The following is a 24,352-nucleotide window of genomic DNA, read 5'->3' on the forward strand; positions in this document are numbered from 1 at the left end:
CGGGAGCTACGGCTTGAGCACCACTTTGATGCAGCCGTCCAGCTTGCCGTCGAACAGCTCGTACCCTTTCTTCGCTTCGGACAGCGGGAGTACGTGGGTGATGACGTCGCCGACGTCGACCTTGCCTCCCGAGATCAATTCGTACAGATAAGGCATGTAATGGATGACCGGCGCCTGCCCCGTCCGAATATTGACGTTGCGCTGGAAAATGTCGCCGAACGGAAACCCGTTGTACCGCATCCCGTATACGCCCGTCACTTGAATCATGCCGCCTTTGCGGACGGCTTGCGACGCCGTGACGAGCGCGCCCATGGCGCCGCCGTGCAGCTTCAGACCCGACGCCAAAAATTCGAGCGGCGTCATTTTGCCGTCCATGCCGACGCAGTCGATGACGACGTCCGCCCCGCCCTTCGTCATTTCTTTCAGATGATTGCCGATGTTTTCCTCCGACTCGAAATTGACGATTTCGACGTTGTTCGTCCGTTTGGCGTGGTCCAGCCGATATTGGACGTAATCGACGGCGATCACCCGCTTGGCTCCTTTCAGCCACGCGAATTTCTGCGCGAGCAAACCGACGGGACCGCAGCCGAGCACGATGACCGTGTCGCCGTTCTTTACGCCCGCATTGTCGACGCTCCAGTAAGCGGTGGACGCCGCATCGGAGATCAGGCACAGCTTTTCGTCCTCGACCTCGCAATTTTCCGGCAATTTGAACGGAGTAAAGTTGGCGTACGGCACCCGCAAATATTCGGCTTGCCCTCCCGCATAGCCGCCGGCCGTCTCGGAATAGCCGAAATAAGCACCGATCTCGCCGTGCGGATTCGAGTTGTCGCATTGGCTTTCAAGCTGGTGCGTGCAATAGTAGCAATGTCCGCAGCTGATCGTAAACGGTACGATGACCCGGTCGCCCTTCTTCAAATTCGCGACTTCCGGTCCCACCTCCTCGACGACGCCCATCGGCTCGTGCCCGATAATGTAATCGGTCGGGAAGTTCGGGATCATGCCGTGAATGAGATGGAGATCGGAGCCGCAAATCGCCGTCGTCGTCAGCTTGACGATGATGTCGTCCGGTTTTTCGATTGTCGGGTCCTGAACTTCTTTGACTTGCACGTTTTTGATGCCTTGGTACGTTACGGCTTTCATCGGTCGGGCTCCTCCGTCGTCATTTGTTGGGCGTCGCGAACGTGCCGAGTCTGGACGTATCGTCGGGGAACAGCTTCATCTCGGCGATTTTGAGCGTGGTGTCGGCCGCGTTCAGGTCCAGCTCCAGCTGCTCTCCCACGTCATAAGCGCGGAGCCATCCTCTTTCCGTCATGAGCCGGCTGATGTCCTCGTGAAGCCGAAGCGCCTCGCGAAGCTGCCGGCGCACGACCTCCCGGGCTTCGGGACTGACCGTCTCCGTCAAGGCGAACGCACAGTTGCGGACCCCGCTCTTGGCCGCCAGCAAAAATTCCATGGCGAACGTCGCGTCCGCTCGGTGCGGCATCCCTTCGGCGTTGATCGGGTCCAAATAATCGTTGTTCATGGTCGGAACGTGCACCTCCGTTTATTGGATGGGCGCTTTCGGATACAACTGCTGCAGCTCCCGAATCGCTTGCATCGACTGCTCGACGTCTTTTTGCATGAGTGCTTTTAAATCTTTGTCGAAAACGATTCCTTGCATGAGCTTCGATTTGGCCAAGCAAATCGTCTTGAAGTTCATCAGCTCGTGAATTTCCATCGTTTCGTGCGGAGCCAAAGCGGGCTGATTCATACGGTCACCTCCGTTTGATCGACATCGGTATTTTCACCTAAACGTGGGGCGTTATACCGCAACATCACCCGGAAAAAGAGAAAAGACCTTATGCCGTTTCCGAACGACAATAAGGTCTGAAGTTGAAAAACGTTCCGGGTCAGCCGAGCCGATCGCGGAACCCCGTTCGCCATGTGGCTGCCTCGGGTACCCAACCGTATCGCCGCGCCTTCGCATTGGAGGCTCCGCGCTCGCCCCGGTTGGCTCCGCCTCGCGCGTCGGGGAAAGGCGCCCCCACCGCCTCGGCGAAAACCGGCAGCCAGTCGGTACCGGGGGCCGGCTCGTCGTCGACGACGTTCACCGCCCCGGACGGCCAATCGAGCGCAAGGCGGGCGGCGCGGGCCGCGTCCGCCACGTGCACGAACGAGCTGACGCCGTCCGTCGCGGCCAGCTCGCCGCGCCGTGCTTGTTCGGCGAACAAGCCGTCCTTCGCATACCACGTCCCCTCCCCATAGAAGAGACCGTAACGGAGAATGACATGCTCCGGCATCTCCGCCGTTTGACGCTCCAGCGCATATACCCCTTCGACCGTCGCTCGGCGCGGAGGCGGAGCGTCCAGATCGAGCGGCTCCTCTTCCGTCGCCGGCCCTTCGCCCGGCGCATACGCCCATGAGATGCTTTGCGCGATCATTTTGCGTACGCCCGCGGCAAGCGCCGCATCGACCAGGTTTCGCGTGCCGACGGTGCGGATGTTCGCATTCGCCGCGAAATCGCGGTCGCCCAGTGCGGTCAGCTGATGAACGACCGCCTCCGGCTTCGCCTGCCGGATCGCCTCGAACAAGGCGTCCCGATCGTATACGTCGACCTGTACGGGGCGCGCCCCCATTTTCTCGAGTACCGGCGCCAAGGCCGGGTTGCGGATCAAGCCGACGACCTCGTGCCCCGCTTCAACCAGCATCGGCACGAGCGCCCTTCCGATGACGCCGCTTGCGCCTGCCACAACAATGTTCATCCCGTTTTTCCCCTTTCCATAATCGTTTCTTCCGCCCTGCTTCGCGTCCGAACGCGGATGCCCAGTACGCCTCCGATAATAAGCGCGGCGCCGACGATATGATAATAGGCCAACCGCTCGTCCAGAAACACGATGCCCGCCGCGATCGATACGAAATTGCCCAGGTTGACGAACAAGCTCATGGCGGTCGCCTCCAGCTTGGACAAGACGTAATTGGACAGCAGCGAGGAGACGAGCGACGACAGCAGCCCGATATACAGTATCGACACGACGAAGCCGGGCTCGGCCAACGGCCCGAACAGCTCCCGCATCGTCCCGGACGCCGCGTGCTTGGCGACCGCCAGCGCGTCGAAGCAGATGCAGCCGATGAGCATCATCATGAAGCTCATCTCGACGGCGGAGTAGCCGTTCCGCATGAAACGCGCCATTACGTTGTACGACGACAGCAGGACGGCCGACAGCAGCATCATGACGATGCCCGCCAAGCTCGTGCCGTGCAAGGACGCACCTCCCATGACAAGAATATAGACGACGCCTCCGACCGAGCACAGCACGGACAGCTTTTGGACCCACGACGTTTTTTCGTTCAGTGCGATCGAGGCGAGGACGAGCGTGAATATCGGCACGGAAGCTTGAAAGATGCCTCCTTCGGACGAAGCCATCCGTTCGAGCCCGAACGCCTGAAAGCCGAAAAAGGCGGTCGGGTATACGAGGCCGATCGGTACAAGCCGCAGCCATCGGCGCCATTGCCATTGGAGCCGGACCCGGCCGATCAGGACGGGAATGCCGATTGCGGCGAACGACACGGTGAACCGGTACGCCAGCGTGTCGATCGGATCGGCGTATTGCAGCGCCACTTTCGTAAACAAAAAGGAAAAACCGATGATAAGCGAGTATAATAGAGCCAAACCGTATATGGCGCGTTGTCCGCCCATGCGATGTCCGCCTTTCGTATTCACGGGGTTGTCAAGCCGGCCGGCTTATGGATTCAAGCATAAGGGTGGCGGAGTCGCCGTTCAATTGAAAAATAGCGAAACTGTACCGGTACAGTTCGTCGATGGGAGTGAAACGAATGAACAAATATGCCGAACTGATGAACGAAATCGAGCGGCGGATCGAGGACGGATCGATTCGCGGCGGGCAGAAGCTTCCGTCGATCCGCGATCTGTCGGACCGATACGGCTGCAGCAAAAGCACGGTCGTCCGCGCTTATGCGGAGCTGGAGAAACGCCATGTCGTCTATTCCGTTCCGCAAAGCGGATATTATGCCGTCTTGAAACGGGTCGAGGCGGACCGCCGTACGGAGACGCCGGTTCTCGACTTCTCTTCGCCCGCGCCCGACCCCGAGCTGTTTCCTTACCTGGATTTTCAGCATTGCCTCAATAAGGCGATCGATACGTACCGACATCATCTGTTTACGTACGGCACCTCCCAGGGTCTTCCGTCGCTGCTCGCCGTGCTGGTCAAACATTTGGCGGACTATCAGGTATTCGCCCGTCCCGGCCAAATCGCGATCAGCTCGGGCGTCCAGCAGGCGCTGTCGATATTGTCGACGATGCCGTTCCCGGGCGGCCGAAGGACCGTTTTGCTGGAGCAGCCGAGCTACCGGATTTTGATCGAGCTGCTCGGGCTGCACGGCATCCCGGCCCAAGGCATCGTCCGCACCGAAAACGGCATCGATCTCGACGAGCTGGAGCGACTGTTCCGCACGGGCGACATCAAGATGTTTTATACGATTCCGCGCTTCCACAACCCGCTCGGCACGTCGTATGCGGAGAAGACGAAAAAGGCGATCGCCGAGCTCGCCGAACGCTACGGCGTCTATATCGTCGAAGACGATTATTTGGCCGACCTGGAAACCGATTCGAAATCCGATCCGATTCACGCGTACGCGCCGTCCCGCGTCGTTTATTTGAAAAGCTACTCCAAAATGCTGTTCCCCGGGCTTCGGGTCGGCGTCGTCGTCCTTCCTCCGGAGCTGCAGGAGACGTTCGCCTTGTACAAGCGGCTGTCCGACATCGACAGCTCGATGCTCTCGCAGGCGGCTCTCGAAATTTATATTCGAAGCGGCATGTTCGAGCGGCGCAAGCAAGCGATCCTCGCGTCCTACCGGGAACGCCTCGCGCGGCTGAACGAAGCGCTGGACGCCTGCAACGATACGAAGGACGTCCGCCACGCGCGGGTACGCGCCGGCGTCCATACGCACATCGAGCTTCCGGGGAGGGTCCATCTCCCTACGCTGTTCGACCGGCTGTACCGGCAAAAGCGGATCGTGCTGAAAGGGATCGACGCCGGCTATTTGGCCTCGTTCGAGAAACGCCCGATCGTGAAGCTGAGCATTACGCAGGTGGCGGAGGACCGGATCGCGGACGGCGTCGCCGCGATATTCGACGAGATCCGCAAGTTTAAGAGCCGGTAACCCGACGTTTCGATCCGTCATCGGAAAACAAAAAAAGCATGGAACGAAACGTCGTTCGTCCCATGCTTTCGCCGCTTCCGGCTTACTGCGCCGCACCTACGGGCTTCGCTTCGAGCGCTTCCTTCGGCACCGCGATTTCCTTGATATTGTTGTAGCCGGTATACGTGCCGTCGATTTGCTGCACGAGCTTCACCGTTTGGCCTTGCACGTCCATATCGAGGTCCATGCTGACGTTCATCGTTTTCGGATAAAACGTCTTTTTATCGATGCCGAACGCGTATTCGACCTTCTTGATCTTCATCGCGTCCGCGCTCTGCTTCAGCATCTCCCCGAGCTCGGGATCGCTGCCCATATTGGCGGCGATCTCGTTGCGGATGAATTCGTTGAACTTGTCGCCGCTGGCCGACAGCTTGACGACGTATTGGTCTCCGCTTTCGTCCATCGTGAAATCGTTCGCGAACGGCTTCATCTTCTCCAATTGCTTCGTCGGATCCATCTGGTTGCCGGACATGGCGCTCATGATCTGGTTCATCTGCTCGGCCGGCAGCTTCATCCATTGACCGGTAGTCGGCTCTTTCATGAAAAACCCGTCCTTCGTCAAGTACATCTCCATCTTGACGTCCTGGCCGGCCATGTTCATCGAGATCGCCTGCTTGAACGACATCGTCGGCTTCATGACGACGTCCATGTCGATTTTCGACTGAATATCCATTTTATCGGCGCCTTGCTCGATCGTCTGCTTCATATTCATGTTAACCGTGACGCTTTCCAGCTTCGCGCTTTCTTCGACCGTCTTCGCGTACACGTCGGCGGCCGTTTTCAAGGCCGGCGTTTGCGGCGCTTTCGACTGGTCGCCCGATTTGGCCGACGTCTCCGCATTGGGCGCGGATGCGACCGGTTTCGTCTCGCCCGGATCCGCGGGCTTCTGGCCGCATGCCGAGACGACGGCGATGCAGACCGCGCACAGGACGGTTCCCGCCGTTTTTTTCCATGCTTTTGTTTTCGTTGTCATCTGTAGTTTCTCTCCTCTCTCTATCCGAAGATGAAGTTTACCATAGGTTGGAAATGGGGCGCATGGGGCTTTTGCCCCAAAAAAAAGGGAGGCCCCGGCCGGAGCCTCTCCGTTTCCGGGGCTGCAAGACCCGGCTTGAGCCGTTACGTCTCCTTCTTTCGACCGACGAGCAGCAGTGCGCCGAGCACCAAAATCGCCACCGCGGCGAGCGGCTGGCCCGCTAGCCGACCGAGCACCGCTCCGGCCGAAAACACGACGAAAAACAAGACGGACAGCACGACTAAGATGTTGATCGGAATCAACAGCCATTTGTTTCGGCCGCCGAACCAATAAAACTCGAACAGCCCGACCGCGACGGCCATAATGAACCCAGGCCACATCGTTCCCCAGCTGTCGAAAATCATCGATATTTGACATACGATTCCTGACGTAAACAGAATGCCGCCCGGGATAAGAAGCCCGATTCCTTTACGCCCGACCATGGAGAAGTACATCCAGTGAAAAAACAACCCGAGCGGGATGACGAACAAGCTTGGCCAAAAATAAGCGAATATCGTGCCCGGCCCGTATGTATCCCCACGATTCAAAAACAAGTAGGCGCCCAGCAGCATGAGCACCGCCCCCGCAATCGCCCTGAACTTCATGTTCCCACTCCTCCTTTCTCCGATTTGAATGAACCACGTGTGGATTGTATCATATCCCGGTGCAATCGGTCCTCCTTCTCGAGGGGATGCCGGCACTGGACCAAAGTCCAGTATCGCGGGCTGGGGTCCGGCGAGCGAGACGGCCGGCATTCGCCAAGGAAAAAAGACCGCGGACATGCGGTCTTCATTAAGCGGCGCCATCGTGTTCGAGGATCGGATTCGTTTCGATTAATGCCATTAAACATTCATCGCATTAACCTTCGGCTTGGACGCCTTCCGCCTTCGCCGCGCGGTTTCCCCGCAGGAAGAACAGCGCGATCAGCGCGAACGACAGCACCCCGTAACCGATCACCATCCGCTTCAAACCGATCGTATCGAGCAAAAGCCCGGTGCCGAGCAGGACGACCTGGAACATGACGCGATCGAGCATCCCGCGGAACGAGAAAAAGCGGCCGTGAAACGGTTTCGGGATATGTCGCTGAAACATCGTCGAGGCAACGGGAAAAAAACAGCCCGCCGCCAACCCGAACAGTCCGAACGATACCATCGACCATAGGCGCGAGTCGGCAAACGCCAGCAGGCACAGGGCGGCCGCCACGAGTGCCGCGAACGCAAACAAACGGGTTAAAGGGTTGCCTCCGTCGCCGAGCTTTTTCACCAAAAAACCGGCCGCGATAAAGCTGATTCCTTCCACGGCGTACAGCAGACCTTTGATTTGGGAGTCGTGCTGCAGCTCGCTTATATTAATGATCATCAGATTAAAAGCGCCTATGAACAGCGTCGGCACGAGCGAAAGCCATAGCACGGCGACGACGATCGGCTGCGCGCGAAGCACCGGCAGCAGCGCCTTGAAGCCGCCGCCGCTTCGGGCCGCGGCATCGGCATCGGACGAGTCTCCCGCCTCGCCAACTGAAGCCTCCTCTTCTTTCCCCAAACTCTCCGTCGCTTCCTTCCGGTTTACGGCGGCCGCTGCTGATATTTGCGGCTTGGCCATTCGTTCGGACCCGCTCGTTCCCGCTTCTTTCCCGGCTTCCGGCACGTTCAGGAACCAAGTGGCCGCCAGCAGCGCGATATAAGCGATGAAGGAGCCGATATACAATCCTTTCAAGCTCATGACTGCCAGCATCAGCCCTGCCAGCGTCGTACCGAGTATTCGCGCCAGCGTGCCGGCGTTCATATGGACGCCGTTCAGCGCCAGCAGCTCGCTTTCCTTGACGACGAGCGGTATGACCGACTGCAGCGCGGGAAAATAAAAGGCGGCGGCCATCTGCAGCGTCACCGCGAACAGCACCATCCACCAAACCGAATCGAAATAAAGCGCCGCGAACATGAAGCAAACGCTGACGATCCGTCCGGCGCCGGACAGCATCAGCACCTTCTTTTTCGATGTCGAGTCGATGACGCGTCCGGCCCATGGCGCGATCAATACCCCGGCGAGCAAGCCGGTAAACAAAATCAGCGACTTCACAAAGTCGGATGGGATTTTTTGCTGCATAAACTCCAAATTGGCGATGATCGACATCCACAGCCCGAGCCCCGCCACGAACTCGCCGGACAAGACGATCCAAACGTTCCGGTTTCTCCACATGCGGTCCTTTTCTCCTTCTCTTGCGGCCTGCGCCTCTCGCTCCCGGCATCGTCCTTCCCGCTCCTCGGGGGGAAGCGCGCCTCAATCCGGCTCGAAATCCGGCTCTCCCCGTTCCGGCGGCGGTTCGTCGTACCGGTCCGCTTCTTCATCCGCGATGGCTTGCACGTCCTCCGACACGATGCCGATGATGCGGTACCCGTCGCGGGCTTGTTTTTTCAACGCTCTTTCCTTGTAAAACCGCGGACTTCCTTCCCCCGCGTCCTCGTCATAAAACAAAATGATGCCTTCGGTTTTGCGGAACAGCAATTCGTCCCGCGCCTGCAGCTGCCACGCCCCGGCATACGGCTGCTTGCTGACGGCGCCGTAATAGTCGACACGCTTCAAAATATCCCGATAGTACGTTTGCCTTTCTTCCTTCCACTTCTCTTCCGGGTTCGCGTAAGCCGTCAAAATCGACAGCTTCAGCTGCGGAAACCGCTTTTTCAGCTCGATGACGACCTCGCACGCCCATAAGTCGACGCCGTACTGGCCCGGCGTAACGACCCATTCCAGCCCTTCCTCGGCAAGCGGAACCAGCTTGCGGGCGATCGCCTTTTTAATGTAGACGATCCCTTTATGCTTTTCGTCGAAAATTTGCAGCTCGTGGGCGCGATAGCCCGTGACGAGTACGTTTTTCATCATTCGAATCCCCTTGCGGCGGCAAACTGAAGACAGCCCGACCGTTATCAGTATGACTATACCGGACGCCGCCTCCCGTGACAACACCCAAAAAACGCGACCGCGGCGAGAGCGGACGATCACGGGTGAGCCGATGCGATCGGGGAAATACCGGCGCCGATTCGAAGGTACGCCGTTTTAGGCGAACAAAAAAACGCCCGGATCTATTCCGGGCGCCTCGCGCCGATTAATCGGCCGTCAAATCGATGCCGTAGTCTTTGGCGAACACCATATGCGTCTCGACGTCCACGTCCGGGCCGGCCATGCGCAGGTTGAAGACGCGCGCGCCCCTCAGCCGGTTTTTGTCCGCCCCGGGCAGTCCGTACGTGCCGAAGCCGACGCTGCCCGCATACCCGAGCAGGATGCCGAAATAGTTGCCCGCATACGTATTGACGTGATCGTGGCCGCAAAACACGCCCTTCACGTCGCCGCGCTCGAGCATCGCCGCGAACATGCCGCTATTGAACGGCCCCGGGCATTCGTCCTCGTTCCGCTCGCCCGTAATCGCATGCTTCGCCGCCGCCGCGGCGTGATGCGCATCCGTCCGACCGTCCACGCTGCCGTACCACATATGGCGGAATTCCCACAGCGGGATATGGATGAACAGCAGCGACGGTATTTTGCGGCCGTACTGCCGCTCGAGCTTCTTCGACGTTTCGCAATACCAGCCGACCTGGTCGTAGCGAAGCCAATCCCACGTCGGATATCCATCGAAGCCTTGCCCGGCGATCGACTCGGGCGCATACCGGCCGCTGTCCATCAGCCAGACGTTGAACGCCGGCTCGCCTCCGCGAGGTCCGCCGATCAGCACGTTCATGTTGCCGGTTCCGGTCACGCCGCCGGCGCCGGGCTCGTTCAAATTGTACTTGTACGCCATGTAAAGACGCAGCATCGCTTCCTCGTTCAGCCCGCTGTTCGGCGTCGAATCCTCGTCATGGTTGCCGAACGTAATCGCCCACGGAATGCCTCGCTCCTCCATCGGCCGGGCGATATGCCCGATCGCCCGCTCCACCTCGGACGGCGTGTCGGTGCCGCCCGTAATGTTGTCCCCGTTCAGCACGACGAAGCCGGGCTTCTCCGCGTCCAGCACCTTCTCCATCAGCTCCACCGTGCGCGGGTCGATGTCCTCGTCGTCCTGTGAATCGTTAAACTGGACGATCTTGAACGTTCCGTCATCCGCGAAGCGGAGCTTGATGTTGCCGTGCGGCTTGTCGCGGTCCGGCTTCCGCCCGCCTTCCGCTTCTTCGTCCGGCTTCGCCGCGGCCTGCCCGGGAAACAGCCCCGAGGTCAGCCCGGCGGCGCCCGCCGTCAGCGCGATCGCGCTCATCCCGCCCATTTTCAAAAAGCGGCGCCTGCCCACCTTCTTCAAGTCGTCTCCGTGCATCATCCCGATTCCTCCCGCTCGTTCGTTTATCGATGTCTGTACGCCGCTGTCCGACCTAATGCCAGCATAGCCGACGACATTCACGATGCTGTTAACGGGAAGTGAAAGGTTCGTAAAGACGGAGAAATGAATCGGACGTCCCGGTTCCGGGGAACCAAGCCGCCCGACCGAAATCGGCGCATTAGGTCCGCCCCGCCGCATGAGCGGCCGAACCGGCGCTCTTCGCCCGATTGACCCAATAAATGCCGACGCAGATAAGCGCTCCGCCCGCGCCTACGTACCAGTCCACCTTCTCGCCGAGCAGCAGCCAGCTGAAAAAAACGCCGAACAGCGGCACCAGGAACAAGTAAGCGCTCGTCTTCGCCGGATCGCCGTTCCTCAGCAAATAGTACCACAGCGAAAATTGGACGACGGAGCACATGACGGCGAGCCAAAGCACGACCGCCACCGATGCAGGGGTGAAAATAAAAACCGGGTGCTCCGCCGCCGCGCTCAGGACGAGCAGTGCGATTCCGCCGGCCAGCATCTGATAGGCGGCGAGCACGTTCATGTCGAAGGCGGGCCCCCACCGTTTGACGAGCAGCGTGGCGGCCGCGAAACACGCCGCACCCGCGAAGGCGATCCACGTCCCCGGCTGGATGCTGCCGACGCGGAAGCCGAACGTGACGGCGACGCCGGCGATGCCGGCCGCTACTCCGAGCCATTGCCGGCCGGTGTAAGACGCCTTCGCGAACAGCGTGCCGAACACGATGACGAGCAGCGGATTCGTACACGTGATAATGGCGGATTCGCCGGACGAAATCCACCTCATGCTGTAATAGCAGCAGCCCATGACGCCGGCGGACTGAATCAAGCCGATCGCGGCCGCCTGCAGCCACTGTTTCCCGCCTCGCGGACGCGGCTTGTTCGCGACGAGTGCGGCGAGCAGACCGCCCGCCACGACGAAGCGGATGCCCGTCATCAGAAACGGCGGCGCATAAGCAAGGCCGATTTTGCCGACCGGAAAGGCAACGCCCATCAGAAGCGTCGTAAAGACGACAAGTGTGAAGTAACGGATCGGGTTCATCGGAACGACCTCCTACGCTTGAGATGCTCTTTATTGTAAGGGAGGTCCGGTTTTATGTATAATGATTGTTAGAGATTACGGCAATCAGTTTGAGTGATAGCAAAGACAGGGAGGCTCATTTATGGAAAGCGCGGATTTGCGCGTCTTCCGGGCGGTAGCCCGCGAAGGCTCGATTACGAAAGCCGCCTTGCGGCTCGGCTACGTCCAGTCCAACGTAACCGCACGCATCCGTCAGCTCGAAGCCGAGCTCGATACGGAGCTGTTCGTCCGGCATAACCGCGGCGTGACGCTGTCCGCCAGCGGCCGGACGCTGCTCGCCTACGCCGACAAAATCGTCGGTCTGCTCGACGAGGCGACCCAGGCGCTCACCTCCTCCGACGAGCCGGCCGGCCCGCTCGCCATCGGATCGACGCAGACGGCTGCCGCGGTCCGGCTGCCGAAGCTGCTCGCCTCCTATTACGAATCGTATCCGAACGTCCGCTTGTCGCTGTCGACCGGACACACCCAGACTTTGCTGGAACAGGTGCTTCATTACGAGTTGGACGGCTCCTTCATCGGCTGCGAGTGCGATCATCCGGAGCTCCGGGCCATCCCCGCCTTCGAGGAAGAGCTTGCCATCGTATCGGCGGCATCGGTCGCCGATTGGGCGGAAGCCGTGACGAAGCCGATTCTCGTATTCGCCAAAGGCTGCTCGTACCGGGACGTCCTCGATCGATGGCTGTCGGTCAACGGGCTGACCCAGTCGGTGATGATGGAGTTCGGTATGCTGGAAGCGATCGTGGGCGGCGTGACGGCCGGGCTCGGCATTTCGATGCTGCCGAAATCGGTCGTCCGGAAGCAGGTGGCGGAAGGACTCGTCCGCATCCATGACGTTCCGGAGCCGTTTCGGTACATGAAGACCGAGTTCGTCATGCGCAAAGATTCGTTCGTCAGCAGCGCCCTGCAGGCGTTCATCGCGATGCTGCCCGGCGGCGGCGTGCAGCCGGAATCCCGATTAAGCGATGTCGAGAAAGGAACGGGAACATGAGCTTCCGATTGACACCGCGGCTGATCAAATTGTTGTACAGCCCGGTTTCTTACGCGAATGGAGATCACCTTTACCGCAACGGGCGAGTCGACATCGAGCGCTTCGATCCCGAGGCTCCGTCGTGCCGAGGTACGGTTGACGGATATAAGGCGCAAGTACGGTTCGATCGGAACGGTGACCTGTACGCGGCATGCGATTGCCCGGCTTACGACGCGTCCGCCAGCCGGTGCGGGCATACGGCCGCGCTTCTCCTGTACATGCTCGACGAGACGAACGGCTCGGGGCACGGTACCCCCTCCCGAGCCCGCTCGTTCGTATCGATGCTGCAGACGGAAAGCGGCCCTACGGAAGAGCAAGCCCGGCTGCCGCCGCGGTTCGACGGCTCCAGGACGAAGCCGGACTCGGAGCGTGCGGCCGACGACCGGCTTGCGGGGGAGCTGCTCGGCCTGTTCGCGAACGGCGCGGCGCGTCCGGGCGGCCATCGGCGTCATTTCGAGACGAGAACGCCGCTTGCCGTCGAGTTCCTATGCAAAGTGATCCCTTACGGCTATCGGAACGACATGTTCGGCGTCGAAATGAAAATCGGCCCCCAGCGGCTCTATATCGTGCCAAACATCCGCCACTTTCTCGATGCCGTCGACCGGGGCGGGAGCTTCGCGTTCTCCAAACATTTCGTCTATGATCCGTCGCTCCATTATTTGACGCCGGACCACGAAGCGGTCGTCCGCGAGCTGATCCGCATCTACCGCAACGAACGCATGTACCGGCACACATGGAGCTTGCACGTCCATTCCGACAAGCTGGCCGGCGATCGGACGCTTCCGGTTCCTCCCGCCGGCTGGGAGGCGCTGCTTGAAACGCTTGTCTCGACCGAGGCGGCGCATCTGGAGCACGGCGGTCGTACGTACGACGCGATCCGTCTGGCGGACGGACCGCTTCCGATCCGGTTCGAATTCGATCGGGACGGCGACGACGCCTACCGGTTCGCGGCCGACGGGCTGGACGACATGACCGTCATGGATGCGTACGGGATCGCGATCGCCGAAGGGGTGCTGCACAAGCTGACGGACGACGCGTGCTCGCGGCTCCGGGAGATGCAACGTTTGCTGAATGCGCCGGACGGTCGGCCAATCCGGCTGACGCCGAGCCAGATGGAGCTGTTAATGGAAAAGGCCGTGCCGGGGCTCTCGAAGCTGGGCGGCGTGCGGATCGCCCAAGCCGTCTCCGACCGGATCGTACAGACGCCGCTCAAGGCGAAGCTGTTTTTGGACCGCGTGAAGGACCGGCTGCTGGCGGGACTCGAATTCCATTACGGAGGCACCGTCGTCAATCCGCTGGAGGAACGGCCGAACCGCGACGGCGGGGATCGCATCCTGATGCGCGACGGCGAGCGCGAGCGGACGATCTTGGAGCTGATCGAGCAAAGCGCCTTCGTTCGGACGGAGGGCGGCTATTTCCTCGACGGCGAGGAAGCCGAGTACGAATTTTTGTACCGCGTCCTGCCGCAGCTGGAGAAGCTCGTTACCGTATACGCGTCGTCCGCCGTCAAAATCAGGCTTCACGCCTGGAACGCGGCGCCGAAAGTGCGGGTCGACGTGGATGAGCGCACCGATTGGCTGGAGGTCCGGTTCGACCTCGATGCGATCCCCGTGTCGGAATTACGCGGAGTTTTGCAAGCGCTGGAGGAAAAACGAAGGTATTACCGGCTGCCGAACGGTTCGCTGATGCCGCTGGAAAGCGAGGAATTCCAAGACATTTGCCGGTTTGCCGGCGGATCGGACTTTCTCCGCAGAGGCCATTGGGCCGGGTCGACGTTTCGTCTCCCGTTCGCGGACGGCATCGTCCGGCTGATGGACGCCGACGGCGCCGGAACGTCCGTTAAGCTGAGCAAATCGCTGCGCTCGCTGCTCGACAACGTCCGGAATCCGGACAGCCTCGACTTTCCCGTGCCCGATTCGCTCGCGCCCGTCCTCCGCGACTACCAGAAGTACGGGTACCAATGGATGAAGACGCTCGCCCATTACCGGTTCGGCGGCATTTTGGCGGACGACATGGGACTCGGCAAAACGGTGCAAAGCATCGCCTTTCTCGTATCCGCGCTGCCGGACATTCGCGGCGCCGGACAGCCGGCGCTCATCGTCTGCCCCGCCTCGCTCGTGTACAATTGGCGCAACGAGCTGAACCGGTTCGCGCCGGAACTCCGCGCCGTCATCGCCGACGGCGGCAAGGCGTTGCGCGGCCGGACGCTCGCGGATGTCTCGCGAGCCGACGTCGTCATTACGTCGTATCCGCTGCTGCGCCGGGATATCGAGTCGTACGCCGGCTTGTCGTTTCATACGCTTATTCTGGACGAAGCGCAAATGTTCAAAAATTACGCCACCCAAACGGCGCAGGCGGTCAAGTCGCTTCGGGCGCGGCACCGGTTCGCCCTGACCGGCACGCCGGTGGAAAATACGCTCGAGGAGCTGTGGTCGATATTCGAGGCGGTGTTCCCCGAGCTGTTCCCGGGGCGCAGAGCGTTCAACGACATGCCCCGCGAGGCGGTGGCGAAGCGGGCCCGTCCGTTCCTGCTCCGCCGGCTGAAAACCGACGTGCTGAAGGAGCTTCCGGAGAAGATCGAGTCGCTGCAGGCGTCCGAGCTGCTGCCGGAGCAGAAGAAGCTGTACGCCGCTTATTTGGTCAAGCTGCGCAAAGAGACGTTGAAGCATTTGAACGAGGAGAGCTTTCACAAAAACCGGATCAAAATATTGGCCGGCTTGACACGGCTTCGTCAGCTGTGCTGCCACCCCTCCCTGTTCGTCGAAGGCTACGCCGGAAGCTCGGCCAAGTTCGAGCTGCTGATGGAAATCGTCGAGGAAGGCCGGATCGCGGGGAGACGCATGCTCGTGTTTTCGCAGTTTACCGAAATGCTCGGACTGATCGGGCGCGAACTGGGGGTGCGGAACGTGCCGTATTTTTATTTGGACGGCGCCACGCCGTCCGCCGAGCGGGTCGAGCTGGCCGCCCGGTTCAACGAAGGCGAACGGGACGTCTTTCTCGTCTCGCTGAAAGCCGGCGGCACCGGATTGAACTTGGCCGGAGCGGATACCGTCATCCTGTACGACCTGTGGTGGAACCCCGCCGTCGAGCAGCAAGCCGCCGACCGCGCCCATCGGATCGGGCAAAAAAACGTCGTGCAGGTCATCCGTCTCGTCGCCCAAGGAACGGTCGAAGAAAAGATGGTCGAGCTTCAGCAAAAGAAAAAAAACTTGATCGACGAAGTCGTCAAGCCGGGCGAGGAAGCTTTGTTCTCCCTTACCGCGGAGGACGTCCGGGAGCTGTTGTCGATTCGTTGACGCATGGCGCCAAATAAGCCCGCCGGGAACAAATCCCGGCGGGCTTTAAGACGTCCGGCGCGACGGACGAAGAGCAGGCGGTCGCGCTCAAGATCGCCCCCTCCTCCTTATGCGTTTTTTGTCGTCGCGATCCGTTCTGCCGAAAATAACGTAGTAAAGCATCGCCATAAACGCCAACAGCAGCGCGAGAACGATATACAAATTGCTGTAAACGTAAGCTTCCGGCCGCGAAATCGCCGGATTGAGGCGAAAACCGGCGCCATCGTCGACGATTTTGCCATAGACGGCTGCCGCCACCGCGCCGGCGATGAAGTTGAGCATCGAGAGCAGTCCCATGCCGACCCCGCTATGCTCTTTCGGCAGCGTCCGGGAAATCGCATTGGAGAGCGCGATGTACAGAAACGATTGGCCCACATTGCCGAATAGCAAAAATAAAGCGATGAACGCCGGCGGCGCGCCGGTGAAGGACGTCATCAAGGCGAAGCAGACGACGAGCATGGCCGTCGCGGCGTAAAACAGCACCGAATTGCCTTTCGCGTCCGCGAGCTTCCCGCCCGTTCGTCCGAGCAGCGCCGTCGCGACCGCCGCCGGGAACATCACGAAGCCGACGAGCCCCGGCTCGAGTCGATGGACGCCGGCAAGCAGCTGCGGGGTCAAAAAGACGAGCGAATAGCCGATTGCCGTCGCGACGAAAGCGATGGCGAGCCCGAGCGCATACGCTTTGCTGCTGAACAGCGCGGGCCGAATGAACGGCTCCTTCGCGGCGCGAATTCGGCTTACGAACAAGACGAATGCCGCTATGGCGCCGACGGCCGGAAGCCACTTCCCATACGTGACGGCGAGCAGAAGCAGCGAGACCGTCCCGGCCAACAGCGCCCCGCCGAGCCAGTCGATCGCGCCCGCCTTACGCTCCTCCTCGCGCAAATAGCGGCGGTAATACGGGAGCGCAAGCAGCGTGAACAGCGGCATGGCGAACAGCCATCGCCAATGCGCGACGCCGACGACGAGCGCGGCGACGACCGGTCCGAGCGCGCTGCCGATGGCGAGCCCGGTCATCGCGATGCCGAGGGCGCGTCCCCGCTTTTCCGGCGGGAAGTAGCGAACCGGGATGATCGCGGCCGTCGCCGGAATGACCGCCGCTCCGACCGCCTGCAGCACCCGGCCGATCAGCACCGTTCCGTAATTGGGTGCCGCCAGCCCGACCAACGATCCGGCGGCGAAGAAGACGAGTCCGAACGTGATCAGGTTTTTCAGCTTGTACGTATCCGCCAGCTTGCCGTAGGTGACGGTTCCGATCGCGTAGACGAGCAGAAACGCCGAAGAAACCCAGCTCACCTGAGAGAGCGTCAGCTCGAATTGTTTGCCGATTTCGGGCAGTACGATATTGAACATCGTCGCGCTCATGACGGAGATGACGAGCGTGAACGCCAAAACGCGTATCAGCTTCTCTCCTTCGCGAACCCGCGCTTCGGATTCCATGTGCGATCCCTCCTTTGTCCGATTCGATTCTATTCGATTTGATTCGAATCGACCTTAGGGTTCATTGTAATTGCGATCGCACATAAACAAAAATATATATTTCGCCATACTCCATATATACTCAAGTATATGAATGAAACAACGAACGTCCCGGCCGCACGGGCACGCCGTACGGACGGGACGCGATTTGCGTCAAGGCTGCAGCAAATACCGGATGTCGCGAAGAAGAACGTCGACCGCTGCGGCCGAGATGTGCTTGCCCCGTTGGGCCTCGGCATGATGCAGCATCGCCTGCAGCTCCCCGTTCCCGAGCTGCTCGAGCAGACTGGCGGCGATTCCCGCGTTATCGATCGAGCCGTCCGAGGCGAATTGCCCGATCAGCGCCTTCAGCGATTCGGCGCTCGCTTCCGTGCGGAACGCGAACTCGACGGCGCTCGCGTTGCCCGCCCGATCGACGGCCGTTACCGCAATCGTATGCGGGCCGAGCGGCAAATCGAGCAGGCGGATTTCCGCATCGCCCGCGATCGGCCGACCGTCCAGCGTCACCGACGTCCGCGCCGGATCGGCGCCCGATCCGGCATCCGTCACGGCGATACGCAGACGGATCGTTTCCGAATCCGGGTACGCCGCCCCGGGGACGACGTTCGATTCGACCGACGGAGGCGCGGCATCGACCCGGAACGCGACGTCCCGCGGCTGCTCTTCATTGCCCGCCCGGTCGACGGAACGGTACGAGACGGCGTAATCGCCTTCCCGTGCGAACGTCAACGGGCTGTCGTAACGGTTCCATACGGTCCCTCCGTCGAGGCTGTACACCGATTCGGCTGCGCCGGACGAATCGTCGGTCGCCTCAAGACGCAGCGTGACGGGAGATACGTGCCAGCCGTCCCGCCCGTCCGGCGTATCCGGCGACAGCTGCGCCGACGTCACCGGAGGAGCCGAATCGTTCGAGGACGGTACGTATTTCCACAAGTCGGAGCTGTTGTCGGAGAAGTACAAATTGCCGAACCGGTCGCGGTTCAAATAATTGCCGTAAGTTCCGTTGAGCACGACAAATTCCATCGTATCGGGCTTCACCGTCCAAAACTGCCCCCGCGACGTTCCGTAAACGTTGCCGTCCGCGCCCGTCTGCATGAACGCGTACGTCCACGTCATGCCGTCCGTTTTGTACCGTCTCAGCTTCGCCGCCTTGTATGTGAACTGCCGGGTTGTCGGATCGAATTTGAAAATCGTGTCTTCCGCCACGCCCCAGATCATGCCGTCCGGACCGGCGTGGAGGCCCGTCACGCCCTTCCTTCCGGTAACGGGGACCGTTTCGAACAATTTCGTCTTCGTCGCCGGGTCGAAGACGATCAGCTTGGCGTTCGTCTCCGTCGGTCCGCTCGTGCCGAGACCGCCGTAGACCGTCGTTCCCGCATACAGAAGGCCGTCCTTGTAAATCATCGAGACGATGCTCTGGTTCGGCACGATATTGCGGAACACGTCGAGCCGCCCCGACGCGAAGTCGTACATCGCGATCGCGCCCTGCAGCGAGGTCGAGTTCGGCACCGTGCCGACGAACAGCGCATCCCGGTCCGCGGCGTACGCCATCGCGAACGGCCGGTCCTGCTCGTAGGCGCGAAGATCGAACAGCTGCCGCGGATTCGAGGCCGACCAAGGCGCGTTCGGGTCGTATTCGAGGACCCGCGCTCCCGCGTAGGCGCCGATGAGCATCTTGCCGTTGCGCACGGCCGACGATTCCACCTGCCCGAGCGTCGAGGTGTCGGATATCGCCCCGGTCACCGGGTTATAGGACGTGAAGCCCGACATGTAGCCGGCTGCGTAGATGTCGTCGCCCGGTCCTTGGTGAATGCTTTGGATGAGGGTTGGCGCTCCCCCGTAGTTCGCCGGCTTCACTTCGGCGCGGTCGGTCGAGGGGTTGTAATACACGATATTGCCGTATTTTCCGCTCGCGACAAAGGTCAAGCCCGGCCATTCCGGCGTACCGAGATCGACGAATTTTCCTTCGTGGAAATTGACTCCGTCCTGCACTTGCTTGACGAGTGTAGCGGTGCGGGTTTGCCCGTCATAGACGTACAAATTGCCGGAATAGCTGTACAGGACGCGGCCCGGCTGCCCGGGTACGGCGGTTACGCGCTCCGAATGGATGTCGAGCCCGGCCGGATCGTAATATTCGACCGAATCGTCCTGCGCGCGGACGACGAGCAAATCGCCGTTGGAAAATTTGACGAACAGCCGGTCTTCCGCAAACTCGAGCCCGTACGGCCACGCGTACGTATCTCCTCCGCCGGGTACGAGCGTCGAGAGCAGCTCCTTGCGGCTGCCGTCCGGACCCACTTTGAAAACGCGGCTTTTTGTGCCGCCGACGCCGACGTACAGCACGTCGCGGCTCGAATCGTAGGCGAGCGACCGCACGTACTTTTGCTCCGGATCGAACGCTCCGAGATCGCGGATCGTTCCGTCCGCGGGGTCGTACACGTACAGCTTGCCGCTCGGATACGTCCCCGCGTACATTTTGCCGTTCGGCCCCGCGACTAAGGAGAATACGTGCGTCTCGCCGCCGAAGCGGCCGATGTAGTCGAACGTTTTGCCGTTCGGCGCGTACCGGTACAGCCCGCCGTCGTAATGCGTGCCGACATAGACGCTGCCGTCGGACGCCACCTTGACGCCCCATGCCGCTTCGACGCCCGGCATCGAGAACGTGCGCAGCACGTCGCGGGTCGCCGCGTCGATGACGGCGAAGGCGGTCGGCACCTCGCCTCTGCCCTTGAAGACGGTATACAGCACCGGCTTGCCGTCCTCGATCCCGATCGCCCCGTCTTCATTGATCATCCCTTTCACGATGCCGCCGATATTTTGAAACGTGCCGATCTTGTTCGTTTCGATCCGGACGGCGTCCGCGTAGCCGCGCGTAATGCCGGCTGCGGACGAATAGAGCAGCACCGAGGCGGTCGACGCTGTTGCGGGGACGACGGTGGACGTTGCGTTTTTCGTCCATTGGCCGTTCGTCGGGGCGATGAAGTTGCTGGACTCGCCCACTTTGACCCCCGCCGCGTCCCAAAAACGGATGTAGATCGCCATGGAACCGTTTACAACTTTCATCATCGAAGAGACCGAATAGCTCTCGCCGGGAACGACGGAAAATCGGTCGCTCTCGAGCCCCAGCGCGCGAGAACCGTTCGCGTCATCCAAGTACAAGCTTTTCGCCCCTTCGTACGATTCCGCGGAAGCGACTTCGAACCGCATGCCGCTCTCTCCGGCTCCGAACGTTTGCGTCCATCCCGGAATCGCCGTTCCGGCGGAAGGCTCCTCGAACCCCGCATTATAGACGACGGGCGGCGGAGGCGACACGGCATCCGCAGCGGCGGAAGAGACCGGACACGCTGCGGCGGCCGCACATACGGCGGCTAGCCCGCCCAGCAGCAGGCGGAATCGGTTCGTTGACATGAAAGCATCATCTCCTTCGAATTGTTATGACTCACATCTGACTCACTTCTCATCATAAAAACAAAAACGACTCCGTGTCAATACGCAAATCCGCCATGACGGATCGCGACCGGCACGAAGCTTGCCCGTCTTGCTTCGCGCGGACAAGTTCGCTATGCTTGGGGGTGGAAAGTACGAGTTCGTTCAATCGCGCCGCCGCGGTCGCGAAGGAGGTTCGCATGTCCGACCAACCCAGCCGCAAAACGTTTCGCGCCAGACTTGACCATATGACCGCCACGCTTCGCGGGGATATCGTGACGGGGAAGCTGCGCCCGGGCGACTTTTTGCCGTCCGAGCGGGATATGACCAAGCAGTTTCGGCTGAGCAACAAGCTCGTGCGGGCCGCACTCGAACGTCTCGTCGAGGAAGGGCTGATCGAGAAAATTCCGCGCGTCGGCAATCGCATCGCCGATCGGCTCCCGGACCTTGCCGTCACCCTCAAGTTCGGCTACCACGCTTCGCTCGCCCGCGACGCGGAGCTTGCCCGTCTGCTGGACGACTTTCACCTGGCGCATCCGTCGATCCGCGTCCAGCCGATCCCGATCGCATTCGACCATTACGCCGAGACGGTCGACTCCTATATCGAAAACGGGCTGCTCGACGTCGTCTCGATGAATTACAACAACTTCTACGAGTTTCGCGCCCGCGGAAGGCTGGACCTGCTTCAGCCGCTCGCGGCGGACGAAGGCGCTTATCCGTTTCTGAACGACGCTTTCACCTTCGAGGGCAAGCAGTACGTTCGTCCGTTCGTCTTCTCGCCGCTCGTGCTCTGCTACAATATCGACCATCTCGAGGAAGCGGGATTGCCCGTCCCTTACCGGCCGGACGGCTGGCGGACGCTGCTCGGCGACGCCTCCCGGCTGACGGTGGAGAACGAACGGTTCGGCTTTTATTTTTTCCTCCATTCCAAGAACCGCTGGCCCGTCTTCGTCCTGCAGAGCGGCTTGGGCGAAGACGCCGCGGCTTCGGCGTCGGACGATCCGGAACGCTTCGCCGCGCGGATTACCGAAGGTCTCAACCTGTGCCGTGAAATCATTTACGCGCCGAACGCGTTTCCAACGTTTTTGTCGGGCAGCGACGCCGATGCGGAGGAGCTGTTCGCGCAGCGCAAAGTGTCGATCATCATGACCTCGTACTTGTCGCTCAACGCGCTCCGCGAATCCGACATCCGGTACGACGTCGTCCCTCTGCCGGTATGGCGCGAGGACGCCACCATCCTGATGGCGATCGGCTTGGCCGTCGGCGCCCGGTCGGAGGCGAAAGCCGCCGCGACCGCGTTCGTCGAATTCATGACGTCGGAACGGGCGCAGCAAGCGCTTCGCTCGCATACGCTGAGCATTCCCGCCCACGCGCGGGCGGCCGAGCGGGAAGGAGCGGAAACGATGTACCGTCCGCCCGGCTACCGACGGTTTAAGGAGATGATTCCGTCGATGCGGCTGTTTACCGATATGAACGTATCCCCGGACAAGATGAACGCGATCATGAACGAAGCGAAGCTGTACTGGGCCAAGCTGCAGAGCGAGACGGGCATGCGGCGGAAAATCGCCGACTTGTTGCGGGGCGGCTGAACAAAAAAAATCCCCCTTTCGGGGGATCGCGGATTCAAGCGGGGGGTGCGGCGGTCGGTCAATCCGAAACGACGAAGAAGTTTTTGCCGTGCAGTTTCACTTCCTCGCTTTCGATCGGCTCTCCGCTGCGGCGCGCCAATGATTGTATGAATTCGAACGCTCTCTTCTTATCGGTTTCGTTTAGTTTGTCGAACAGGCAAACGAGCTTTTCTTTATTGGCCATCGGTAAATCCTCCTCTCGAAATATCAAACCGTAATTCGGGGAGTTTACGTAGCGAAAAAAACGCAAAAAACACAAGGCTAGACCTTGTGTTCATACTCAATCTATCCTCCCCACATTCGCCTACGAGGTTAGCTGACGGATTCGGACGGTGAGAAATCGCCCTACGACGCATCGGACCGACGCATCGATTCACCCCACAAAATTTGGTTCCCCCGCTTTTCTAAAAAAGAAAACTCAGCGATTGAAACGAATATTCGTTTGTATAAACTATTGTATGCCGGGGAACGGCTATTTGTAAAGCCCCATTTTTTCACATCGGCAAGCGGTAACGGCCCGCGGAACGCGGATATGGCAAAAAAGCCGCGGCGTCCGCGGCTTGTTCGGCGTCTTCGGCGGAGCTTTCCGCCGAAACGCCTTTATTGGATCAGCTTGAAATCGCCGATGAACGGCAGCGGCTTCTTCTGCCCCGACGCCGCCCGCACCATGCCGAGCACGACGAACGCCACGATGACCAGGTTGACGACCGGCAACAGCAGCCATCCGATAATCGGGATGATCCCGAGTACGACGTTGGCTACAAGCGCGACCAGGAACAGCAAAAAGCCCTGATTCGCATGGTACCTGGCGTACGGCGATTCTTTGGCCGCCAGCAAGGGGACGAAAAATAACAGGTAAGCCAAAATGGCCATCCCTTTGTTTTGTTCGATATCCGACGACTCCGACGCCGGTCCGGTTGGTTGATGCTGCATGACTACACCTCGTTTTCGATATGAAGCGAACGATTGCGCGCTGTATTCCATTATGGATCGTCAGGGAGCTGCGCGAAAGGGACGGCCTTCCTATATTCGGCATGACCCGGTCATCGGAATTGTCATATTTTGCGATTATGCGACAAAAGCCCCGGACATTCGATGCCGGGGCTTCGGATTTTCAGTGGACATCGTCCGCCGCACCGCCCGCGCGTCATCGAGCGCCTGCGGCGATCAGCAAGCCCGCGATGGTATCGTACCCGCGCTTCTGCGCATGCTGCAGCGGCGTGACGCCGTCCTTGTCCGCCAAGTTGACGTCGGCCCCGTGCTCGATAAGCAGCCGGACGATTGCCTGATGACGCGGACCTCCGTCGCTTAAGACGATCGCCTCCAGCAGCCCCGTCCAGCCCAGGTGGTTCACATGGTTCACGTCGATGCCGGAACGCTCGAGCAGCTCCTTCACGACTTCGACGTGACCGCGTTCGCAAGCGGGGATCAGCGCCGTCCCCCCGTACCGGTTCGTCAGCTTCGTATCCGCCTTCGCCTCGATCGCCAGCTTCAAAATATCCAGCAGCCCTTCGGCTCCCGCATACAGCAGCGGATTGTCCGAACGGTCGTCGCGGATGTTGATGTCCGCTCCGGCTTCGACCAGCGCCCGGAACGTATCCGGCTTGTTGCCGTGCGTCGCCGCCATCGCCGCCGTCCGGCCCCGGCCGTCGCGCGCGTCGATTGACGCACCCGCCTTTAGCAGTCGGGTCACCTCCCCGGTGTCGCCGCGCTCGGCCGCCTCGATCAATTTCGCATTCAAGCCGCTCTCCTCCTTCCTTACTTCGGTTCCGCAGCCGGCCGTCAACAAGGCGACCGTCGCCGCGGCGATCATCACCCATACGCTCCATCGTCGTTTCATCCGG

General features: G+C 60.6%; 20 protein-coding genes and 1 riboswitch. Of the genes, 4 read left to right on the forward strand and 16 right to left on the reverse strand.

Features of this window, described 5'->3' with window-relative positions; genetic code table 11:
• Window positions 1–6 precede the first annotated feature (6 nt).
• The 5 genes from DLM86_RS08145 to DLM86_RS08165 form a co-directional block, all read right to left on the reverse strand.
• Complete coding sequence (locus DLM86_RS08145; RefSeq protein WP_110839489.1) at window positions 7–1,143, reverse strand: zinc-dependent alcohol dehydrogenase; 1,137 nt, start codon at window positions 1,141–1,143, stop codon at window positions 7–9.
• 19 nt (window positions 1,144–1,162) lie between these two features.
• Window positions 1,163–1,525 carry a spore coat protein gene (locus tag DLM86_RS08150; RefSeq protein WP_110839490.1) on the reverse strand — a complete coding sequence of 121 codons (363 nt, stop codon included), beginning with the start codon at window positions 1,523–1,525 and terminating at the stop codon, window positions 1,163–1,165.
• Between the two features lie 21 nt (window positions 1,526–1,546).
• On the reverse strand, window positions 1,547–1,753 hold the full coding sequence (locus tag DLM86_RS08155) for a spore coat protein (protein WP_110839491.1): 207 nt from the start codon (window positions 1,751–1,753) through the stop codon (window positions 1,547–1,549).
• Between the two features lie 139 nt (window positions 1,754–1,892).
• Complete coding sequence (locus DLM86_RS08160) at window positions 1,893–2,744, reverse strand: NAD-dependent epimerase/dehydratase family protein (RefSeq protein WP_110839492.1); 852 nt, start codon at window positions 2,742–2,744, stop codon at window positions 1,893–1,895.
• Complete coding sequence (locus DLM86_RS08165; protein ID WP_110839493.1) at window positions 2,741–3,679, reverse strand: DMT family transporter; 939 nt, start codon at window positions 3,677–3,679, stop codon at window positions 2,741–2,743. The genes DLM86_RS08160 and DLM86_RS08165 overlap by 4 nt, the downstream gene beginning before the upstream one ends.
• Before the next feature lie 137 nt (window positions 3,680–3,816).
• On the opposite strand from DLM86_RS08165, the gene DLM86_RS08170 reads away from it, so the two are divergent.
• Complete coding sequence (locus tag DLM86_RS08170) at window positions 3,817–5,163, forward strand: aminotransferase-like domain-containing protein (protein ID WP_110839494.1); 1,347 nt, start codon at window positions 3,817–3,819, stop codon at window positions 5,161–5,163.
• 82 nt (window positions 5,164–5,245) lie between these two features.
• Here DLM86_RS08170 and DLM86_RS08175 read toward each other — a convergent pair whose 3' ends face one another.
• The 6 genes from DLM86_RS08175 to DLM86_RS08200 form a co-directional block, all read right to left on the reverse strand.
• Complete coding sequence (locus tag DLM86_RS08175; RefSeq protein ID WP_110839495.1) at window positions 5,246–6,175, reverse strand: DUF6612 family protein; 930 nt, start codon at window positions 6,173–6,175, stop codon at window positions 5,246–5,248.
• 143 nt (window positions 6,176–6,318) lie between these two features.
• Entirely contained in the window at window positions 6,319–6,819 is a 501-nt protein-coding gene (locus DLM86_RS08180) for a hypothetical protein (protein ID WP_110839496.1), read from the reverse strand.
• A gap of 253 nt (window positions 6,820–7,072) precedes the next feature.
• Window positions 7,073–8,407, reverse strand: coding sequence for an MFS transporter (locus tag DLM86_RS08185; RefSeq protein WP_110839497.1), 1,335 nt, complete (start codon window positions 8,405–8,407; stop codon window positions 7,073–7,075).
• 81 nt (window positions 8,408–8,488) lie between these two features.
• Entirely contained in the window at window positions 8,489–9,085 is a 597-nt protein-coding gene (locus tag DLM86_RS08190) for an SLOG family protein (RefSeq protein WP_110839498.1), read from the reverse strand.
• Window positions 9,086–9,311: 226 nt separating this feature from the next.
• The gene (locus tag DLM86_RS08195; RefSeq protein WP_245954417.1) at window positions 9,312–10,511 is read right to left on the reverse strand and encodes a metallophosphoesterase family protein; all 1,200 of its coding nucleotides are present in this window, start codon (window positions 10,509–10,511) and stop codon (window positions 9,312–9,314) included.
• A gap of 178 nt (window positions 10,512–10,689) precedes the next feature.
• Window positions 10,690–11,574, reverse strand: coding sequence for a DMT family transporter (locus tag DLM86_RS08200; RefSeq protein ID WP_110839500.1), 885 nt, complete (start codon window positions 11,572–11,574; stop codon window positions 10,690–10,692).
• Window positions 11,575–11,695: 121 nt separating this feature from the next.
• Here DLM86_RS08200 and DLM86_RS08205 point away from each other — a divergent pair, with 121 nt between their 5' ends.
• Both DLM86_RS08205 and DLM86_RS08210 read left to right on the forward strand, forming a co-directional pair.
• Entirely contained in the window at window positions 11,696–12,601 is a 906-nt protein-coding gene (locus DLM86_RS08205) for a LysR family transcriptional regulator (protein WP_110839501.1), read from the forward strand.
• Window positions 12,598–15,936 carry a DEAD/DEAH box helicase gene (locus DLM86_RS08210; RefSeq protein WP_110839502.1) on the forward strand — a complete coding sequence of 1,113 codons (3,339 nt, stop codon included), beginning with the start codon at window positions 12,598–12,600 and terminating at the stop codon, window positions 15,934–15,936. The genes DLM86_RS08205 and DLM86_RS08210 overlap by 4 nt, the downstream gene beginning before the upstream one ends.
• A gap of 87 nt (window positions 15,937–16,023) precedes the next feature.
• Here the strand turns inward: DLM86_RS08210 and DLM86_RS08215 are convergent, their stop codons facing one another.
• Complete coding sequence (locus DLM86_RS08215; RefSeq protein WP_110839503.1) at window positions 16,024–17,415, reverse strand: MFS transporter; 1,392 nt, start codon at window positions 17,413–17,415, stop codon at window positions 16,024–16,026.
• 192 nt (window positions 17,416–17,607) lie between these two features.
• Window positions 17,608–20,862, reverse strand: coding sequence for an OmpL47-type beta-barrel domain-containing protein (locus DLM86_RS08220; protein ID WP_110839504.1), 3,255 nt, complete (start codon window positions 20,860–20,862; stop codon window positions 17,608–17,610).
• A gap of 218 nt (window positions 20,863–21,080) precedes the next feature.
• Here DLM86_RS08220 and DLM86_RS08225 point away from each other — a divergent pair, with 218 nt between their 5' ends.
• The gene (locus DLM86_RS08225; protein ID WP_158289389.1) at window positions 21,081–22,469 is read left to right on the forward strand and encodes an extracellular solute-binding protein; all 1,389 of its coding nucleotides are present in this window, start codon (window positions 21,081–21,083) and stop codon (window positions 22,467–22,469) included.
• 58 nt (window positions 22,470–22,527) lie between these two features.
• Here the strand turns inward: DLM86_RS08225 and DLM86_RS32030 are convergent, their stop codons facing one another.
• The 3 genes from DLM86_RS32030 to DLM86_RS08235 all read right to left on the reverse strand — a co-directional run bounded on the left by DLM86_RS32030 (window position 22,528) and on the right by DLM86_RS08235 (window position 24,348).
• Complete coding sequence (locus DLM86_RS32030; RefSeq protein ID WP_158289390.1) at window positions 22,528–22,692, reverse strand: hypothetical protein; 165 nt, start codon at window positions 22,690–22,692, stop codon at window positions 22,528–22,530.
• A 101-nt stretch (window positions 22,693–22,793) separates the two neighbouring features.
• Window positions 22,794–22,942: riboswitch (cyclic di-AMP (ydaO/yuaA leader) on the reverse strand.
• A 166-nt stretch (window positions 22,943–23,108) separates the two neighbouring features.
• A complete protein-coding gene (locus DLM86_RS08230; RefSeq protein ID WP_110839506.1) occupies window positions 23,109–23,441 on the reverse strand; it encodes a DUF4870 domain-containing protein in 333 nt (110 codons plus the stop codon).
• A gap of 214 nt (window positions 23,442–23,655) precedes the next feature.
• Entirely contained in the window at window positions 23,656–24,348 is a 693-nt protein-coding gene (locus DLM86_RS08235) for an ankyrin repeat domain-containing protein (protein WP_245954419.1), read from the reverse strand.
• Window positions 24,349–24,352 lie beyond the last annotated feature (4 nt).

Origin of the sequence: Paenibacillus flagellatus (assembly GCF_003217775.1) — a bacterium.
In the GTDB taxonomy this organism is placed as follows: Bacteria; Bacillota; Bacilli; order Paenibacillales; family NBRC-103111; genus Paenibacillus_AB; species Paenibacillus_AB flagellatus.

Bases quoted from the DNA above. Each gene is read 5' to 3' on its own strand.
- DLM86_RS08145 (WP_110839489.1), bottom strand. From the start codon at position 1,143: ATGAAAGCCGTAACGTACCAAGGCATCAAAAACGTGCAAGTCAAAGAA.
- DLM86_RS08150 (WP_110839490.1), bottom strand. From the start codon at position 1,525: ATGAACAACGATTATTTGGACCCGATCAACGCCGAAGGGATGCCGCAC.
- DLM86_RS08155 (WP_110839491.1), bottom strand. From the start codon at position 1,753: ATGAATCAGCCCGCTTTGGCTCCGCACGAAACGATGGAAATTCACGAG.
- DLM86_RS08160 (WP_110839492.1), bottom strand. From the start codon at position 2,744: ATGAACATTGTTGTGGCAGGCGCAAGCGGCGTCATCGGAAGGGCGCTC.
- DLM86_RS08165 (WP_110839493.1), bottom strand. From the start codon at position 3,679: ATGGGCGGACAACGCGCCATATACGGTTTGGCTCTATTATACTCGCTT.
- DLM86_RS08170 (WP_110839494.1), top strand. From the start codon at position 3,817: ATGAACAAATATGCCGAACTGATGAACGAAATCGAGCGGCGGATCGAG.
- DLM86_RS08175 (WP_110839495.1), bottom strand. From the start codon at position 6,175: ATGACAACGAAAACAAAAGCATGGAAAAAAACGGCGGGAACCGTCCTG.
- DLM86_RS08180 (WP_110839496.1), bottom strand. From the start codon at position 6,819: ATGAAGTTCAGGGCGATTGCGGGGGCGGTGCTCATGCTGCTGGGCGCC.
- DLM86_RS08185 (WP_110839497.1), bottom strand. From the start codon at position 8,407: ATGTGGAGAAACCGGAACGTTTGGATCGTCTTGTCCGGCGAGTTCGTG.
- DLM86_RS08190 (WP_110839498.1), bottom strand. From the start codon at position 9,085: ATGAAAAACGTACTCGTCACGGGCTATCGCGCCCACGAGCTGCAAATT.
- DLM86_RS08195 (WP_245954417.1), bottom strand. From the start codon at position 10,511: ATGATGCACGGAGACGACTTGAAGAAGGTGGGCAGGCGCCGCTTTTTG.
- DLM86_RS08200 (WP_110839500.1), bottom strand. From the start codon at position 11,574: ATGAACCCGATCCGTTACTTCACACTTGTCGTCTTTACGACGCTTCTG.
- DLM86_RS08205 (WP_110839501.1), top strand. From the start codon at position 11,696: ATGGAAAGCGCGGATTTGCGCGTCTTCCGGGCGGTAGCCCGCGAAGGC.
- DLM86_RS08210 (WP_110839502.1), top strand. From the start codon at position 12,598: ATGAGCTTCCGATTGACACCGCGGCTGATCAAATTGTTGTACAGCCCG.
- DLM86_RS08215 (WP_110839503.1), bottom strand. From the start codon at position 17,415: ATGGAATCCGAAGCGCGGGTTCGCGAAGGAGAGAAGCTGATACGCGTT.
- DLM86_RS08220 (WP_110839504.1), bottom strand. From the start codon at position 20,862: ATGTCAACGAACCGATTCCGCCTGCTGCTGGGCGGGCTAGCCGCCGTA.
- DLM86_RS08225 (WP_158289389.1), top strand. From the start codon at position 21,081: ATGTCCGACCAACCCAGCCGCAAAACGTTTCGCGCCAGACTTGACCAT.
- DLM86_RS32030 (WP_158289390.1), bottom strand. From the start codon at position 22,692: ATGGCCAATAAAGAAAAGCTCGTTTGCCTGTTCGACAAACTAAACGAA.
- DLM86_RS08230 (WP_110839506.1), bottom strand. From the start codon at position 23,441: ATGCAGCATCAACCAACCGGACCGGCGTCGGAGTCGTCGGATATCGAA.
- DLM86_RS08235 (WP_245954419.1), bottom strand. From the start codon at position 24,348: ATGAAACGACGATGGAGCGTATGGGTGATGATCGCCGCGGCGACGGTC.